The 14,905-nt window shown below is 62.8% G+C and carries 11 protein-coding genes; 9 read left to right on the top strand and 2 right to left on the bottom strand.

What is annotated here, in order from left to right; genetic code table 11:
• Positions 1 to 138: 138 nt before the first annotated feature.
• The 6 genes from Q9R47_RS04515 (at position 139) to Q9R47_RS04490 (ending at position 9,319) form a co-directional block, all read left to right on the top strand.
• Complete coding sequence (locus tag Q9R47_RS04515; RefSeq protein ID WP_404977100.1) at positions 139 to 2,397, top strand: heavy metal translocating P-type ATPase; 2,259 nt, start codon at positions 139 to 141, stop codon at positions 2,395 to 2,397.
• Positions 2,398 to 2,460: 63 nt separating this feature from the next.
• Positions 2,461 to 2,916, top strand: coding sequence for a hypothetical protein (locus tag Q9R47_RS04510; RefSeq protein WP_311232013.1), 456 nt, complete (start codon positions 2,461 to 2,463; stop codon positions 2,914 to 2,916).
• Between the two features lie 80 nt (positions 2,917 to 2,996).
• The gene (locus Q9R47_RS04505) at positions 2,997 to 4,310 is read left to right on the top strand and encodes a TolC family protein (protein ID WP_311232012.1); all 1,314 of its coding nucleotides are present in this window, start codon (positions 2,997 to 2,999) and stop codon (positions 4,308 to 4,310) included.
• Between the two features lie 12 nt (positions 4,311 to 4,322).
• Positions 4,323 to 5,831 (top strand): efflux RND transporter periplasmic adaptor subunit, encoded by a 1,509-nt coding sequence (locus Q9R47_RS04500; protein ID WP_311232011.1) that lies wholly within the window; start codon positions 4,323 to 4,325, stop codon positions 5,829 to 5,831.
• Entirely contained in the window at positions 5,828 to 8,977 is a 3,150-nt protein-coding gene (locus Q9R47_RS04495; RefSeq protein ID WP_311232010.1) for an efflux RND transporter permease subunit, read from the top strand. The genes Q9R47_RS04500 and Q9R47_RS04495 overlap by 4 nt, the downstream gene beginning before the upstream one ends.
• A 111-nt stretch (positions 8,978 to 9,088) precedes the next feature.
• Complete coding sequence (locus Q9R47_RS04490; protein ID WP_311232009.1) at positions 9,089 to 9,319, top strand: hypothetical protein; 231 nt, start codon at positions 9,089 to 9,091, stop codon at positions 9,317 to 9,319.
• 58 nt (positions 9,320 to 9,377) lie between these two features.
• On the opposite strand, the gene Q9R47_RS04485 is transcribed toward Q9R47_RS04490, so the two are convergent.
• A complete protein-coding gene (locus Q9R47_RS04485; protein ID WP_311232008.1) occupies positions 9,378 to 10,925 on the bottom strand; it encodes a hypothetical protein in 1,548 nt (515 codons plus the stop codon).
• Between the two features lie 72 nt (positions 10,926 to 10,997).
• Positions 10,998 to 11,996, bottom strand: coding sequence for a DNA-binding protein (locus Q9R47_RS04480; protein WP_311232007.1), 999 nt, complete (start codon positions 11,994 to 11,996; stop codon positions 10,998 to 11,000).
• 90 nt (positions 11,997 to 12,086) lie between these two features.
• Between Q9R47_RS04480 and Q9R47_RS04475 the strand changes: the two genes are divergently transcribed.
• The 3 genes from Q9R47_RS04475 to Q9R47_RS04465 all read left to right on the top strand — a co-directional run bounded on the left by Q9R47_RS04475 (position 12,087) and on the right by Q9R47_RS04465 (position 14,900).
• Positions 12,087 to 13,286, top strand: coding sequence for a site-specific integrase (locus Q9R47_RS04475; protein ID WP_311232006.1), 1,200 nt, complete (start codon positions 12,087 to 12,089; stop codon positions 13,284 to 13,286).
• Positions 13,287 to 13,374: 88 nt separating this feature from the next.
• On the top strand, positions 13,375 to 14,238 hold the full coding sequence (locus Q9R47_RS04470; protein ID WP_311232005.1) for an MBL fold metallo-hydrolase: 864 nt from the start codon (positions 13,375 to 13,377) through the stop codon (positions 14,236 to 14,238).
• A complete protein-coding gene (locus Q9R47_RS04465; RefSeq protein WP_311232004.1) occupies positions 14,235 to 14,900 on the top strand; it encodes a hypothetical protein in 666 nt (221 codons plus the stop codon). Before Q9R47_RS04470 ends, Q9R47_RS04465 begins: the two co-directional genes overlap by 4 nt.
• Positions 14,901 to 14,905: the final 5 nt, after the last annotated feature.

Genomic DNA, 14,905 nt, shown 5'->3' with positions numbered 1-14,905 from the left:
AAGGAGTTTTCCATGGCAGCTGACACGTCGCACGATCACGATCACGGTCACGGGAGTCACCACGGACATCACCATCCGACAGGCAACGGTCCGCAGGTGCAGAACCCGCCGCCGGGTCTCAAAGATCCCGTGTGCGGGATGGCAGTGACCGATCAGTCGCCGCATTCCACGGGCCACATGGGCAACCACTACTACTTTTGCAGTGCAAAGTGCCGCTCCCGCTTCATCGAAGACCCGCACAAATTCGTGGCCCATCCGCCCGAAAGCGCGCCGCCTCCCGCGACCGGGCCGGCCGCCGAGCCGGGCGCCGTGTACACCTGCCCCATGCACCCGGAGGTACAGCAGGACCACCCCGGCAACTGCCCCAAATGCGGGATGACGCTGGAGCCATTGCTGCCGACGCTGGAGGAAGGCGAGAACTCCGAGCTGGTGGATTTCCGGCGCCGCTTCTGGTGGACTTTGCCCCTGACCCTGGTCGTCACCTTCCTGGCCATGGTCGGCCATCGACTGCAATGGTTCGAGATGGCCACGCAAAGCTGGATAGAGCTTGTGTTGACGGTGCCGATCGTGCTGTGGGCGGGATGGCCGTTTTTCATGCGCGGTGCCCAATCCATCGTGAGCCGCAGTCCCAACATGTGGACGCTCATCAGCCTGGGCACCGGTGCCGCCTTCGTGTACAGCGTGGTGGCCACCGTCGCGCCTGGCGTTTTCCCAGCCTCTTTCCAGGCGATGGGCCGGGTGGCTGTCTACTTCGAGGCAGCGGCGGTGATCATCTCGCTGACGCTCCTGGGACAAATGCTGGAGCTCAAAGCCCGCTCGCAGACCTCGGCGGCCATCAAATCCCTGCTGGGCCTGGCGCCCAAGACGGCACGCCGCATCGATGCCAATGGCCAAGAGAGCGACGTGCCTCTGTCCCATGTCCACGTCGGCGATCTTTTGCGCGTGCGGCCGGGCGAGAAGGTGCCCGTGGACGGGGTCGTGGTCGAAGGCAGCAGCGCCGTGGACGAGGCGATGCTCACCGGGGAGCCCGTGCCTGTCGTCAAAGGACCGGGCGACGCGGTGATCGGCGCTACCCTCAATACCAACGGCGCGCTCGTGATCCGGTCCGAGCGGGTGGGCTCTGCGACCATGTTGTCGCAGATCGTGCAGATGGTCTCCCAGGCGCAGCGCTCGCGCGCTCCCATGCAGCGCATGGCGGACCAGGTGGCCGGGTACTTCGTGATGGCCGTCGTGGCCATCGCGCTGCTCACCTTCGTAGCCTGGGGTCTTTTCGGTCCCGAACCGCGCTGGGTCTATGGGCTTGTCAACGCCGTCGCGGTCCTCATCATTGCCTGCCCCTGCGCACTCGGGCTGGCCACGCCCATGTCCATCATGGTGGCTACGGGACGCGGCGCCACCTGTGGCGTGCTGTTCAGGGACGCTGCAGCCATCGAGAACCTGCGCAAGGTGGACACCCTGATCGTGGACAAGACGGGAACCCTCACCGAGGGCAAGCCGTCGTTTGAGCGTGTCGTGGCCATGCCCGGCGTGTCGGAGGACGAGGTTCTGCGCCTGGCGGCCAGTCTGGACCAGGGCAGTGAACATCCCCTGGCGGACGCCATCGTGCAAGCAGCCCGTGCCAAGGGACTGGCGCTCGACAAACCACAGGATTTCGAGTCGGGCTCGGGTATCGGCGTCAAAGGCAGTGTCGGCGGCCGCAAGCTCGCGCTGGGCAACACGGTTCTCATGGAACAGGCGGGCGTCTCGGCCGAGCCTCTGCTGCCGCAGGCCGAAGCGCTGCGTGCCACGGGTGCCAGCGTCATGTACCTTGCAGCTGATGGGCAATTGCAGGGACTGCTGGCGGTGTCTGATGCCGTCAAGGCGAGCACTCCTGAGGCTTTGGCGGCGCTGCATGCGGCGGGATTGCGCATTGTGATGGCGACCGGGGACGGCATGACCACGGCCAAGGCCGTGGGCGCGAAGCTGGGGATCGATGAGGTCCATGGCGAGGTCAAGCCAGCAGACAAGCTGGCTCTGGTCTCCAGGCTCCAGGCCGAGGGCCGTGTCGTGGCCATGGCCGGTGACGGCATCAACGATGCCCCGGCGCTGGCCAAGGCGGACGTGGGCATTGCGATGGGAACGGGCACGGATGTCGCGATGAACAGTGCCCAGGTCACTCTGGTCAAGGGCGATCTGCGCGGCATCTCCATGGCGCGGGAGCTGTCAGAGTCCACGGTGGGCAACATGAAGCAGAACCTGATGTTTGCGTTTCTCTACAACGCCCTGGGCATCCCGCTTGCCGCTGGCCTGCTGTACCCATTCACCGGCTGGCTGCTGTCACCCATGATCGCGGCCCTGGCGATGAGCCTGAGTTCCGCATCGGTGATCGCCAACGCGCTCAGGCTGCGCAAGGGCTGAGGGACCACGCGCGGAGTTGACATGGGTTAACCCTGCGGACCGCCAATTAGGTACCATCGCGCCATGATCTTCGTCAGAAGCCCCAAGTCTCGCCGGGGGCGCTGGATTTCCAGCGTCCTGGTGGCGGCGTTGCTTTTGATGCAGGTGGCATTGTCCGCCTATGCCTGCCCGCAGATCGACTCCGCAGCCCATGCCCTGTCCATGCAAAAGGCAGGGATGGCCATGGAGGAAGCCGTGGGGATGGCTTCCATGCCGGAATGCCACGCAATGGCCGGCACCATGGATGAGCAGGATCCCCAGCTGTGCCGGGCCCACTGCGACGATGACAGCCAGTCGGTGTCTTCTCTGCAAGGCATAGACCTGCAGGCAATGGCTGCGCAGGCCATCTGGATGGCCTATTTTCTTCCGCAGGTAGTGGATGCCCAGCGCCTGGCAGACCCCCGATCCGTCTATGCGGCGGCGGACCAGCGAGAGGGGTCCCCCCCTATCTATCTGACACACCAGGTCTTCCGGAATTGAGCGCGTGCAGCGTGCGAGCCGCCCTGTGGGCAGCTTGTGCACCTGTCCGACTTCGTGCTCATTGAATTCCGAGGACCATCATGCCCATCTCATGTTTCGGCGCTCCTGGCGAGTGCCTGGCTGCGCCCCGGCGCGCTGCCCCGCGCGTTTCTGCGCGCACTCACACCCTTCATCTGACCGCCCTGGCGTTCGTGCTGGCCGCCACGGGCCTGGCCAGCAACCCCGCACGTGCATTGGAGTTCGGCGAGGCACTGGACCTTGCCGAACAGCACAGTCCCCGGATCACGGCCCTGCGGCTTCAGATCGACGCGGCGAGCAGTGCCCAAAAATCTGCAGGGACGCTCCCTGATCCGAAGCTCTCGGTGGGGTTGGAGAATTTCCCGATCAGCGGCATGGACCGCTTCAGCCTGAGCCGGGAATCCATGACCATGCAGCGCCTGGCGCTGATGCAGGAAGTTCCCAACCGGGCCAAGCGCGATGCGCAGATTGCAGGCGCTCAGGCCAGGGTCGCGCGCGAAAGCGCCGCCTTGGCCTCCCAGCGGCTGGCGCTTCGCCAAGAGTTGAGCCAGGCCTGGATCCTTGCGCAGGCCATCGAACAGCGCGATGAACTGCTGGCCGAAATGCTGACGCAGAACCAGCGGCTGCAGGACACCATGGCGGTGCGCATCGCCGGCGGCTCTGCAGCCGCTGGCGATCTGCTGGTGGCGCGCCAAGAGGCGCTAGCCCTGGCGGATCGCAGGGACGACTTGCAGCGCGACCGTGCGCGGGCCAGATCGGCCTTGCGGCGCTGGGTGGGCACGCGAGCCACTGAGCAGTTGCAGGGCGCCCCCGGTCCGCTGAGCCGCACAGTGGAGCAACTGCGCTCGGAGGTGAGCCGCCATGCCGAGATCGCCCAGTACCCCGCCATGCAGGCCATGGCACTGGCCGACGTCCGGGAAGCGCAAGCGCAAGCAAGCGGCGACTGGTCCTGGGAGATCGCGTACAGCCGCCGCGCACGCCAGTGGGGTGACATGGTGTCCTTCCAGGTGACGTTCGATCTTCCTTGGCAGCAAGAGCGCAGGCAGGCTCCGCAGACGCGGGCCAAGCAGATCGAACTCCAGCGCCTGGAAGCCGAGCAGGAGGACCTCACGCGCAAACACCTGCAGGAGCTTGACGATGGCGCCGCAGAGCTGGCGGCGCTCGACAGCCAGATCGAGCGGCTGCAATCGAGCGGCATGAAGCTGGCACAAGGACGTGCCGAGCTTGCACTGAGCAGCTACCAGGCCGCCAAAGGCGATGTGGGCGCCGTGCTGGCAGCGCGCACCCAGGTGCTGGAAACCCAGATGCGCCTTATCGACCTGCAGGCCCAGCGCAATGCGGTGATCGCCCGCCTCAACAGCCTCATCGCCGACTGAACGGAGAACGTCATGACCCCAATTTTCAAGAAAACCGCGTTGGCTGCGGCCTTGCTGGCAATCGGCATCGCCATCGGCTGGGCTGGCGCCCAGTGGCGCCTGGGCTCCAGCCACCCGGCAGGTCCGGATGCCTCGGGCGCTGCGGCGCCCAGCGAACGCAAGGTCCTGTACTGGTACGACCCGATGGTGCCGACCCAGAAGTTCGACAAACCGGGCAAATCCCCCTACATGGACATGGCACTGGTTCCCAAGTACGCGGACGAGGATGCGCAGTCGGGCCCGGGCTTGAGCGTCTCGGCCAAAGCCGTCCAGGCGCTGGGCATCCGCACCGCGCTGGTCGAGCGACGTGATATCGGAACTGACGTGGACGTGCTGGGCACCGTGCAGTTGAACGATCGCGATGTGAGCATCATCCAGGCGCGCGCGGCCGGATTCGTTGAACGCGTGTACGCCCGCGCTCCCGGCGACGTGGTGGCTGCCGGCGCCCCGCTGGCGGAGCTGCTTTTGCCCGAGTGGGTGGCCGCGCAGCGGGAGTTCCTGGCGGTGCGATCCCTCAAGGATGACACGCTGACCGCTGCATCCCGCCAGCGTCTGGCGCTTCTGGGCATGCCGGCAGCGGTCATTGCGCAGGTGGAACGCACAGGCGAACCGCAGGGCCGCTTCACGGTCACTTTTGCGCAGGGCGGGCTCGTGGCTGAACTCATGGTGCGCCAAGGCATGACGGTTTCTGCCGGCGCGAGTCTCGCGCGGGTCAATGGCCTGTCCACCATGTGGATCGAAGCGGCGGTACCGGAGGCGCAAAGCGGTCCATTGCAGATCGGCCAGGATGCACAGGTGCGGCTGGCTGCGTTCCCCGGCGAAACCTTGAAGGCCCGGGTCGTGAGCATCCTGCCCGAGACCAACCGCGACACCCGCACCGTGCGTGTGCGCCTGGAGCTTCCCAATCCCGCCCAAAAGCTCAAGGCGGGGATGTCAGGCCAGGTGGTTCTTCCGGGGCGGGCTCAACCCGCGCTCCTCGTGCCCAGCGAAGCGGTGATCCGCACCGGCAAACGTGCGTTGGCCTACGTGGTCGATGGCCCCGGCAAGTACCACCCCGTAGAGCTGCAGGTGGGCGCCGAAATCGAGGACCGGTTGGTGGTCCTGAGCGGCCTTTCGGAGGGGCAGCAGGTGGTGGCCTCGGCGCAGTTCCTGATCGATTCCGAGGCCAGCCTGCGCGGCGTGGTGCCGCCCCAAGCGGGAGCGAGCGGACCCGAGGAGCCTGTTGGCCAAGGTACGAGCGCTGCAGCGCCCGGCCCCAAGCGCTTTACCGTGCGCGGGGTTGTGGACGAGGTATCCCCTACGGAGATGACCCTCACACATGATGCCGTGCCGGAGTTGAAGTGGCCGGCGATGACCATGCCCTTCAAGTTGGCAAGTCCCGAGATCGCCAAGGCCGTGAAACCCGAGCAGCAGGTGCGTTTCACCTTCGAGCAAAAAGGTTCGGACTTCGTGATCACCGCAATCGAAAGGGCCAAGCCATGATCGCGCGCCTGATCCGCTGGTCCGTCCTCAACCGGTTCCTGGTGCTGTTGGCCACCGTGATGCTCACGGCGTGGGGAGTGTGGGCTGTACGCAGCACGCCTGTGGATGCGCTGCCGGACCTGTCGGACGTGCAGGTCATCATCCGAACCACTTACCCGGGCCAAGCGCCCCAGATCGTTGAGAACCAGGTGACCTACCCACTGGCGACCACGATGCTCTCCGTACCCGGCGCCAAGACGGTGCGAGGCTTCTCCTTCTTTGGAGACTCCTTCGTCTACATCCTGTTCGAGGACGGCACCGACCTGTACTGGGCGCGTTCGCGGGTGCTGGAATACATGAACCAGGTGCAAGGCCGGCTTCCGGCCACCGCCAAGTCGGCGCTGGGTCCCGACGCAACCGGGGTGGGCTGGATCTACCAGTACGCCCTGGTGGATCGCACCGGCAAGAACGATCTCGCCCAGTTGCGCGCGCTGCAGGACTGGTTCCTGAAGTTCGAACTCAAGAGCCTGCCCAACGTGGCCGAGGTGGCCTCTGTAGGAGGCATGGTCAAGCAGTACCAGGTGGTGATCGAACCCATCAAGCTGGCCGCCCAAGGGCTGACACAGGCACAGGTCCGCGACGCCTTGATGGGTGCCAATCAGGAGACAGGCGGCGCCGTGCTGGAGCTGGCGGGCGCGGAGTACATGGTGCGCGCCAGCGGATACCTCAAGACACTGGAGGATTTCAGGGCCGTACCGCTCGTGACGCGCGGGGGGATTGCCGTTCGCCTGGGGGACGTGGCAACCATTCAGCTCGGCCCGGAAATGCGGCGAGGGATCGCGGAGCTAGATGGAGAAGGTGAGGTGGCCGGCGGGGTCGTCATCCTGCGTTCGGGCAAGAACGCGCAGGAGACGATTGCCGCCGTCAAGGCCAAGCTCGCAGAACTGCAAAACAGCCTGCCCAAGGGGGTCGAGGTCGTCACGACCTACGACCGCAGTGCGCTGATCGAGCGCGCCATCCACAACCTCACGACCAAGCTGGTGGAGGAGTTCGTCGTGGTCGCCCTGGTCTGCGTGGTGTTCCTGTGGCACCTGCGCTCGGCGCTGGTGGCCATCATCTCCTTGCCGCTCGGGGTCACGACCGCATTCCTGATCATGCGGTACCAGGGCATCAACGCCAACATCATGTCCCTGGGCGGAATCGCGATCGCCGTGGGCGCCATGGTGGACGCTGCCGTGGTGATGATCGAGAACGCGCACAAGAAGCTGGAGGCTTGGCAGCACGCCCACCCGGACAAGGCGCTCGTCGGCCAGGAGCGGTGGACCGTCATCACCGAAGCCGCTGAAGAGGTGGGCCCTGCGCTCTTTTTTTCGCTGCTCATCATCACGCTATCGTTTGTTCCGGTCTTCACCCTGGAAGCCCAGGAAGGCCGCTTGTTCGGCCCGCTGGCCTTTACCAAGACCTACGCGATGGCAGCTGCAGCAGGCCTTTCGGTCACGCTGATCCCCGTCCTGATGGGCTACTGGATCCGGGGCCGAATCCCGGATGAGCAAAAAAACCCGATTACCCGTGTTTTGATTGCCGTCTACAGGCCCTGTCTGGAGTGGGTGCTGCGCCGTCCCAAGGCGACACTGTTCATCGCCGTACTGGCGCTTGCGACCACGGCTTGGCCGCTATCGCGTCTGGGCGGCGAATTCCTGCCGCGCCTCGATGAGGGCGACCTGCTGTACATGCCCTCGGCCCTCCCAGGTCTCTCAGCGCAGAGGGCTACGGAATTGCTGCAGCTGAGCAACCGCATGATCAAGACGGTGCCCGAGGTGGAGCGGGTGTTCGGCAAGGCGGGCCGCGCGGAGACCGCGACGGACCCCGCGCCACTGGAGATGTTCGAGACCACCGTCAAGCTCAAGCCCAGGGACCAATGGCGCGCCGGCATGACGCCCGAGGGCCTGATCGAGGAGCTGGACAAGGCCGTCAAGATCCCGGGCCTGTCCAATATCTGGATTCCACCCATCCGAAACCGCATCGACATGCTGGCGACCGGCATCAAAAGCCCGATCGGGGTCAAAGTGACCGGAAGCGACCTGCGCGTCATCGACCACATTGCCTCCCAGATCGAGCAGGTGGCCAAGGGCATCCCGGGGGTCACGTCGTCGCTCGCGGAGCGGCTGACCGGTGGGCGCTATGTGGACGTGCGCATTGACCGCACGGCGGCAGGCCGGTACGGCCTCAACGTGGCCGATGTCCAGGCGATGGTCTCAGGTGCCATTGGCGGCGAGAACATCGCGGAGACCGTGGAGGGCTTGGCCCGGTTTCCGATCAACCTGCGCTACCCACGCGAATGGCGGGACTCCCCGCAGAGGCTGACGCAACTGCCGATTTCCACGCCGATGGGCCAGCAGATCACGCTCGGGACTGTCGCCACGGTCTCCATCACCGACGGGCCGCCAATGCTCAAAAGCGAAAACGCACGTCCGTCCGGATGGGTCTACGTGGACGTTCGCGGGCGCGACCTGGCCTCGGTCGCGAACGAGCTGCGTGAAGCGGTGTCTCGCCAGGTCAAACTGGAGCCAGGCGTGAGCGTTGCGTACTCTGGCCAGTTCGAATACCTGGAGCGGGCCAATGCCCGCCTCAAGGTGGTGGTGCCGGCCACGCTCCTGATCATCTTCGTGCTCTTGTACTTAACGTTCACGAGAATGGACGAGGCCGCGCTGATCATGGCAACCCTTCCGTTTGCCCTGACCGGGGGGATTTGGTTCCTCTACCTGATGGGCTACAACCTGTCGATCGCCACGGGCGTAGGGTTCATTGCGCTGGCGGGCGTCGCGGCGGAGTTCGGCGTTGTGATGCTCATCTACCTCAAGCACGCGCTGCATGAGCGCTGCCCGAATGGTGAAGTGCCCACGCTGGCGCAGCTCTTGGATGCGATCCAGGAGGGCGCAGTGCTGCGCGTGCGGCCCAAGGCCATGACTGTGGCGGTGATCCTGGCTGGCCTCGTGCCCATCGTATGGAGCAGCGGGACAGGCTCGGAGGTCATGAGCCGCATCGCCGCACCGATGCTCGGAGGGATGGTGACGGCGCCGCTGTTGTCGCTGTTCGTGATCCCCGCAGCGTACCTGTTGATGCGCAGGGCAAAAGCTGCCCGTGCTGGCACAACCGCGCCTGCCTGATGTGCGCAGACCCTCGACGGCGATCCCTCCCTCTTGCATTGTGCAAGTTCGTGCCCATCCCTTGCGCTGGGCCTTTTTCTTGGTGGTGAAGAACGTTTTGCGCGGAGATGAATGCCCCGGGATTTTCTGAAGCAACTGGCCAGTCTGCCCTTGCCGCAGACTTTTCACGATGAGCAATCAATCGACAAGATTCGCGTGCTTGTGGCGGCGGAACTCGTGGAAGCGAGCCTTCCGCCGCCAGGCGTTCAGGGAACAGCAGTTGTCACCTACATCACAACAATTGGCCGGGTGATGGTTTCGCCCAAGAGTGGACTGGTGAGGGCGAAAACTCTCTCTGGCTGATTCGACCTGCACCCTTTTTAGCCTGTCGAGGCGAGGATGTTGCACGCGCCTTCACTGATCACTGCTGTACGTCGAACAAAGTTTGACTTGTGAAGTTGTCCGCCATCTCGATTCGCAGGCGAAAGTCAACGACATCTTTTTTCTTCTTCTTGCTCAGGATATGCAGTCTCACTGGTGCGTAGTAGCTTGTGGTCGGGGGAACTTCGTATGGTTTCCCATAGATGGTGACCATTGATGCGGGTTCTTTCTGCTGCAGGACCGAAAACTCGCCTTTGCGCACGATTTCCATCAGTGATTCGCCCCCGTCTGTACACGCAACCCTCATCGTCGGTGAACCGGTGATCTCTGAGCGTTGGTAGGAGAGCTTTCCCTCAACGATATCGCTGACTCGCGCCAAAGCCCGATGATCATCAGTGGAAATACTCTCGAAAATGTGGATAGGCGCACTCTTGCGAAGATATCTGAGCACATTTCTCGCCCGCCTTGCGTAGTGAGCGAACGCGAGCGTTTCATTCATTTCTTCTATATGCTTGGGTGTATGAAAATTCCCCGCTGCAACTTGATTTCCTTCGACACCCAAAGCGAATGAAATAGAAGCAGATGGATCAAGAATTGCTTCAAGCAGGCTGATAAATACGTCCAAGTAGGGAGGGTTGGAAGCCTCCTGTCCTTGCCACGCTTTTAAATTGGTCGTCAGCGTCGATGTCGAGTGGACATCATCGCCACCAGTGGGGGTGAAAACTATTTCCACGTCCAGAAGCCCGCCGCATCCAGCGCCTGCAAATCGGATTTGCTTGCGCCCAGCTGTTAGTTGCCCATTAATGGTTTCGAAAATTGGCGGTTCGGTCTGGGGGGCAATTATCTTCAACACGGCTGGACGCGCCGCTGGCATGATCGTTATCGATGCCAGGTCGGCATCTTTGTGCAGCACGTCAAAGAGTTTTGATCCTTCAAAAACGACCCCATCGAGTGGCAGCGTCGCTTCACGGCCGTCGTCGATGGCCGCTTGCAAACCTTTGCGCCAGACAGCAGCCGATTCCGCTCCAATCTTGATGGAAAAAGACACGGCCTCTTTCGCCCCCACGGTAATCGTTGTGTTGCCACCCGAGTAAGCCGTGGAAATGGTGAACCTTGGGTCCACCGCTTCCAATTGATCTACCAGAGCTTTATGTACGTTGCCTATGGCTTCTGGATAAAACCCCGGCGTTCGGGTCCCCATGGCCATGGCCGCCATCCGATAGATATCCTTCTGGTCGGGAAGCCGTTTGCCTTGCTCCATCAGAGCGCTAGCTTCAGCCGAAGATTTCCATTTTTGGAGGAGTTCTGCTGAGTACAAGTCTCGATCCCGGTCAATGATCGTCGAGCAGGTCTGGCATAACCAGATGATGTTGCCAAAACCACGCCGTTCTTCTGCTGTCATAGTCGCGAGGTATCGGGGTCCCCCGGGGGATGCCGCATGAATATGCGCGCCAACTCCAACGTTGGAGAAATCAACTTCACCCACTGGCGCGGAGGTGGTGGCACGGCAATCGGGATTGGAACAACGGCCAGCCACCCGTTGATAAGCCTGATTCTTGGTGGGTTTAGTGAAGTCGTCGCGTGCCATTGCATCGTCGCTATCAAGTATGTAAATTCTGCGTGGGTCTTTTTCGCTGACTGGCAGCCGACGTGCAAGCAATCATTGGCTGTCCGCAAGCTTCTTCTTGCGCACGGGTCTGGTCGGCGGTTGAAACTGCGCGACCAGAGAGCGCAAGGTGTCTGCCTCCGCTTTGTGTTGCGCCACCGCCTGCAGCGCCTGCTGCAGCTCAACGCCTTGCAGTTGGTTCACGCGGGCGCTGTCAGCCAGCGAAGATCGTGCACTCTCCAGATCTGAGGCCAATCTTGCTTGCGCTGCATTGGCCTCCAAGAGCTTGGCGTGGTGATCCCGCTCCGCCTCTGCGAGCTTGCTTCGCAGCTGCTCCAATTGCTTGTCCACCTGAGCGCGGGCGGTGCGCTCCCGGTCAATCTCGCGAAGCGCTCGGCGCTCAGCCTCGGCCGCACGGGAGGCGGCCTCGTCGATGGCTGCACGCCCCTTATCCAGCTCCGCACTGAAATGCTGGCGGCTTTTGGACTGCTCCAGTTTCAACTCGTCCACCTGGCGCGAAAGGGTCTCGGCACGCGCCGTAGTGGCGGCGTGCGCGCGGCGCTCGTGTTCCAGCTCCGTGCCGAGGTGGTGCATGCGTCCTTCCAGTTCGGTAACTTTGCCCTGCGCTTCCTGGAGGAGAGCCTCGATCGCCGCGTTTCGCTGCTGTGCTTCTTGCAGCGCTGCCTTCGCGCTGTCAGCTTCGGCCCGCGCCTCGACGCGCAGGGCCGCGAGCTCCTCGCGTGCCAATCCTGTCGATTGGGCCCACAGCACGCTGACGGCCTGGCCTGCGGCCTCTTTAAGCGCCTCCGGTAGATCGGGGTGATCGATCTCCACCCGAGCCTTGCCGCGCAGATCCTCCCAGAACTTGGCCAGCGCTTCGGCCGGTGCGCTCATGGAGCCCTTGCGCACATGCTGATAGAGCTTGCTGGCCGTGGGCGTGATGCCGTATCGAAAAAACAGCAGCGCGCACACCTCGCGATACAGCGTTTTGGTGTCGCTGAAACGCTCCCGCAGGGCCTCAACTTCGGCTTGGATTTCGGATTCTTCGCTCATCTTCAAATAATACAACGTATAACGTATAAATCAATGAATTTATTTCTAATCTATGGACATAATTACTCTAATGTCCATAGAATTCGACTCATGAGCAGTTTGATCGTCGCCCCGGTCGTTTTTGCGCATCTTGAGCCTTTGGAGGGCTTGGTGCTACCCCTTCACCTGTCCGGGGAGCATGGCCGCAACCGGGCCACGGGCTTACCGCAAGTCGCTGCCAACGACGACCGCTCTGCGGTTCTGGCATGGCTGGCCCGCTACAAGGACTCACCGGCAACCCTGGCCAGCTACCGCAAGGAGGCGGAGCGGCTGCTGCTATGGTGCGTGCACCAGCACGGCAAGGCCTTGTCTGATCTCACCCATGAGGACTTCCTGGTGTACGAGACCTTCCTCGGCGACCCGCAGCCGGCAGACCGATGGGTCATGCAGATCGCCCAGAAGGCGCCCCGGTCCTCACCCCACTGGCGGCCGTTCGCCAAGGCGCTGGACCGGCAGAGTCAGCGGCAGGCGCTCTCCATCCTCAACAGCCTTTTCAACTGGCTGGTGCAGGCGGGCTACCTGGCGGGCAATCCTCTGGCCCTTAGGCGAAGAAAAGCCGTGGCGCGGCCGGCAAACACGAGCAGGTTCTTGCCGCACGAACATTGGGCCCACGTTCGCGCCACCATCGAGTCGCTGCCGACCACCACACCTCGCCTGGCGCTGCAGGCGGCCCGCTACCGGTGGCTTTTCTCGCTGCTGTACATCGGTGGGCTGCGGATCTCCGAGGTCTGCCACAACTCCATGGGGGACTTCTACTGGCGCAAAGGGGTAGACGGCCGCGAGCGCTGGTGGCTGGAGGTGCGTGGCAAGGGGGAGAAAACCCGCGTGATACCAGCGACCGATGAGCTGGTAACAGAGCTGATGCGGTACCGAAAGGCGAACAACCTCAGCCCGCTACCGCGCGAAGGGGACGCCCTCGCGCTCCTGCTCCCGCTCATCGGGGGGGCGCGCTCCATGGGGCGCAGTGGCGTGCACGAGTTGGTCAAGGACATCTTCCGCGAAACCGCAGCGCGCCTGCGCGCCCTGGGGCCAGATCACGAGGCCGCAGCGGCTCACGTGGAGCAAGCGTCAGCGCACTGGATGCGCCACACAGCCGGCACCCACCAAAGCAACAGCATGGACATCAAGGCCGTGCGCGACAACCTGGGGCACTCCAACATTGCCACGACCAGTATCTACCTGCACACGGAAGACGATGCCCGTCATGACCAAACATCGAGCGCTCATCGGATTGGATGGTCGAGTCTTTGAAAGCGATCACGGCGCCTTGACATTCAGTATTTGGGGATGAGGCCTTCGTGCCGGAAAATGGCTGCGACGACTTCATAAAGAGGGAAACATGGCTCAACCTGGGCAGATGCTGCTGCGCGTGTGGGATGTGCAGCATGGCGCGTGCGCGATGCTTCATCACCAAATCAATGGTTCTGCTGGGCGACTTGCCATGATCGATTCGGGATGCACTGCGACGTGGCGCCCGAGCACCTTTATCAAGCACGGGCTCGGGAGGCAACGGCTCGACTACCTTTTTATCACCAATGCCGACCAGGATCACATGAGCGACCTGCAGGGTCTTTGGGATGAAGGCATTCATGTTCCGGTGTGGCATCGCAATCCGAGTCCAAGTGCAGACAACTGGCGGGACATGAAACTCACAGGGGGGCCGCTCACCGATGACGCAAGGCGTTTTATCGCGAACTGCGATGAGTTCCGAGGGCCGCCTGCAGAGCCCTTCAACCTGAACATGGGAGGCATCACGTGTACCACGTTCTACAACCCATATCCGCAGTTCACCAACACCAACGATCTCAGCTTGGCAGTTTTTGTCGAGTTCGACGACTTCAAGATACTCTTTCCTGGCGACCTGGAGAAGCCAGGTTGGCGGGCCTTGCTGCAGCGACCGGACTTCTGCACGAAGCTGCGCGACACCAACATCCTCATGGCATCTCACCACGGGCGCGAGAGTGGCTTCTGTCCGGAGATCTTTGACTACTTCACTCCGGATGCCGTTGTGGTCTCGGACAAGCCCATCGAGCACGAGACCCAGAAAATGGGGCCGGACTACCGCCGGGTTGTGCGCGACAGGGGCGTGCGCGTGCGAAGCACTGGCAGAGACAGGCGTGTCCTCACGACCCGGCGTGACGGATGGATCCAGTTCACTGTTTCTGACGGAAGCTATTTCATCGACACGGAGTACGCAGGATGAAAGCGGCTGCGCTCCGGAGCCTCAAATCTCTCAATATGGTGTGGCTGGTATCCATAGCGCTCGTTGACATGCTCGTCGTGGTTGCTCTGGTGGCTCCTGAGTGGCTTCAAACTGAATCATGGACACGATCAGGCATGGCTCGCCTTGCGGCTTCGATCGCGATGCCGGCACTGGTCCTTCTCGTGGCCAATCTGCTCCCGCATGATGTCAAGGCAATGCTGGTGTATTGGAAGCCGCTCGGCAACCTGCCGGGCTCTCAGGCATTCACAAAGCATGGCCCGAGCGATCCCCGGATCGACATGGGCGCGCTCAAGAGGAACGTGGGCGTCCTGCCCAAGGATCCCAATGAGCAAAATGCCAAGTGGTACAAGCTATACCGACAAGTGTCCAGCGAGACCGAGGTCATGGAGGCACACCGGCTGTTTCTCCTGTACCGCGACATGGCAGCGGTATCGCTTCTTCTTGGCATGACTGTGCCTTTGGCGCTTTTGTATGCCGGCACATCGGCTGCAGCAGTGGCGGGGACTGCGGCGCTGTTTCTCGTCCAATACCTGGCCACGGCAGTTAGTGCGCGATGGAGCGGTGTTCGCTTTGTGTGCAGCGTACTGGCCGTGCATTCGGTGAAGAAGGTTACCGCGTCGAAGGCAGCCGTCGCGCCGTGACTGAG

The sequence above is a fragment of the Acidovorax sp. PRC11 genome, assembly GCF_031844105.1.
Classification (GTDB): domain Bacteria; phylum Pseudomonadota; class Gammaproteobacteria; order Burkholderiales; family Burkholderiaceae_C; genus Paracidovorax.
Note: the sequence above shows the minus strand (reverse complement) of the source record. Positions and strands in the feature narration are given on the sequence as shown.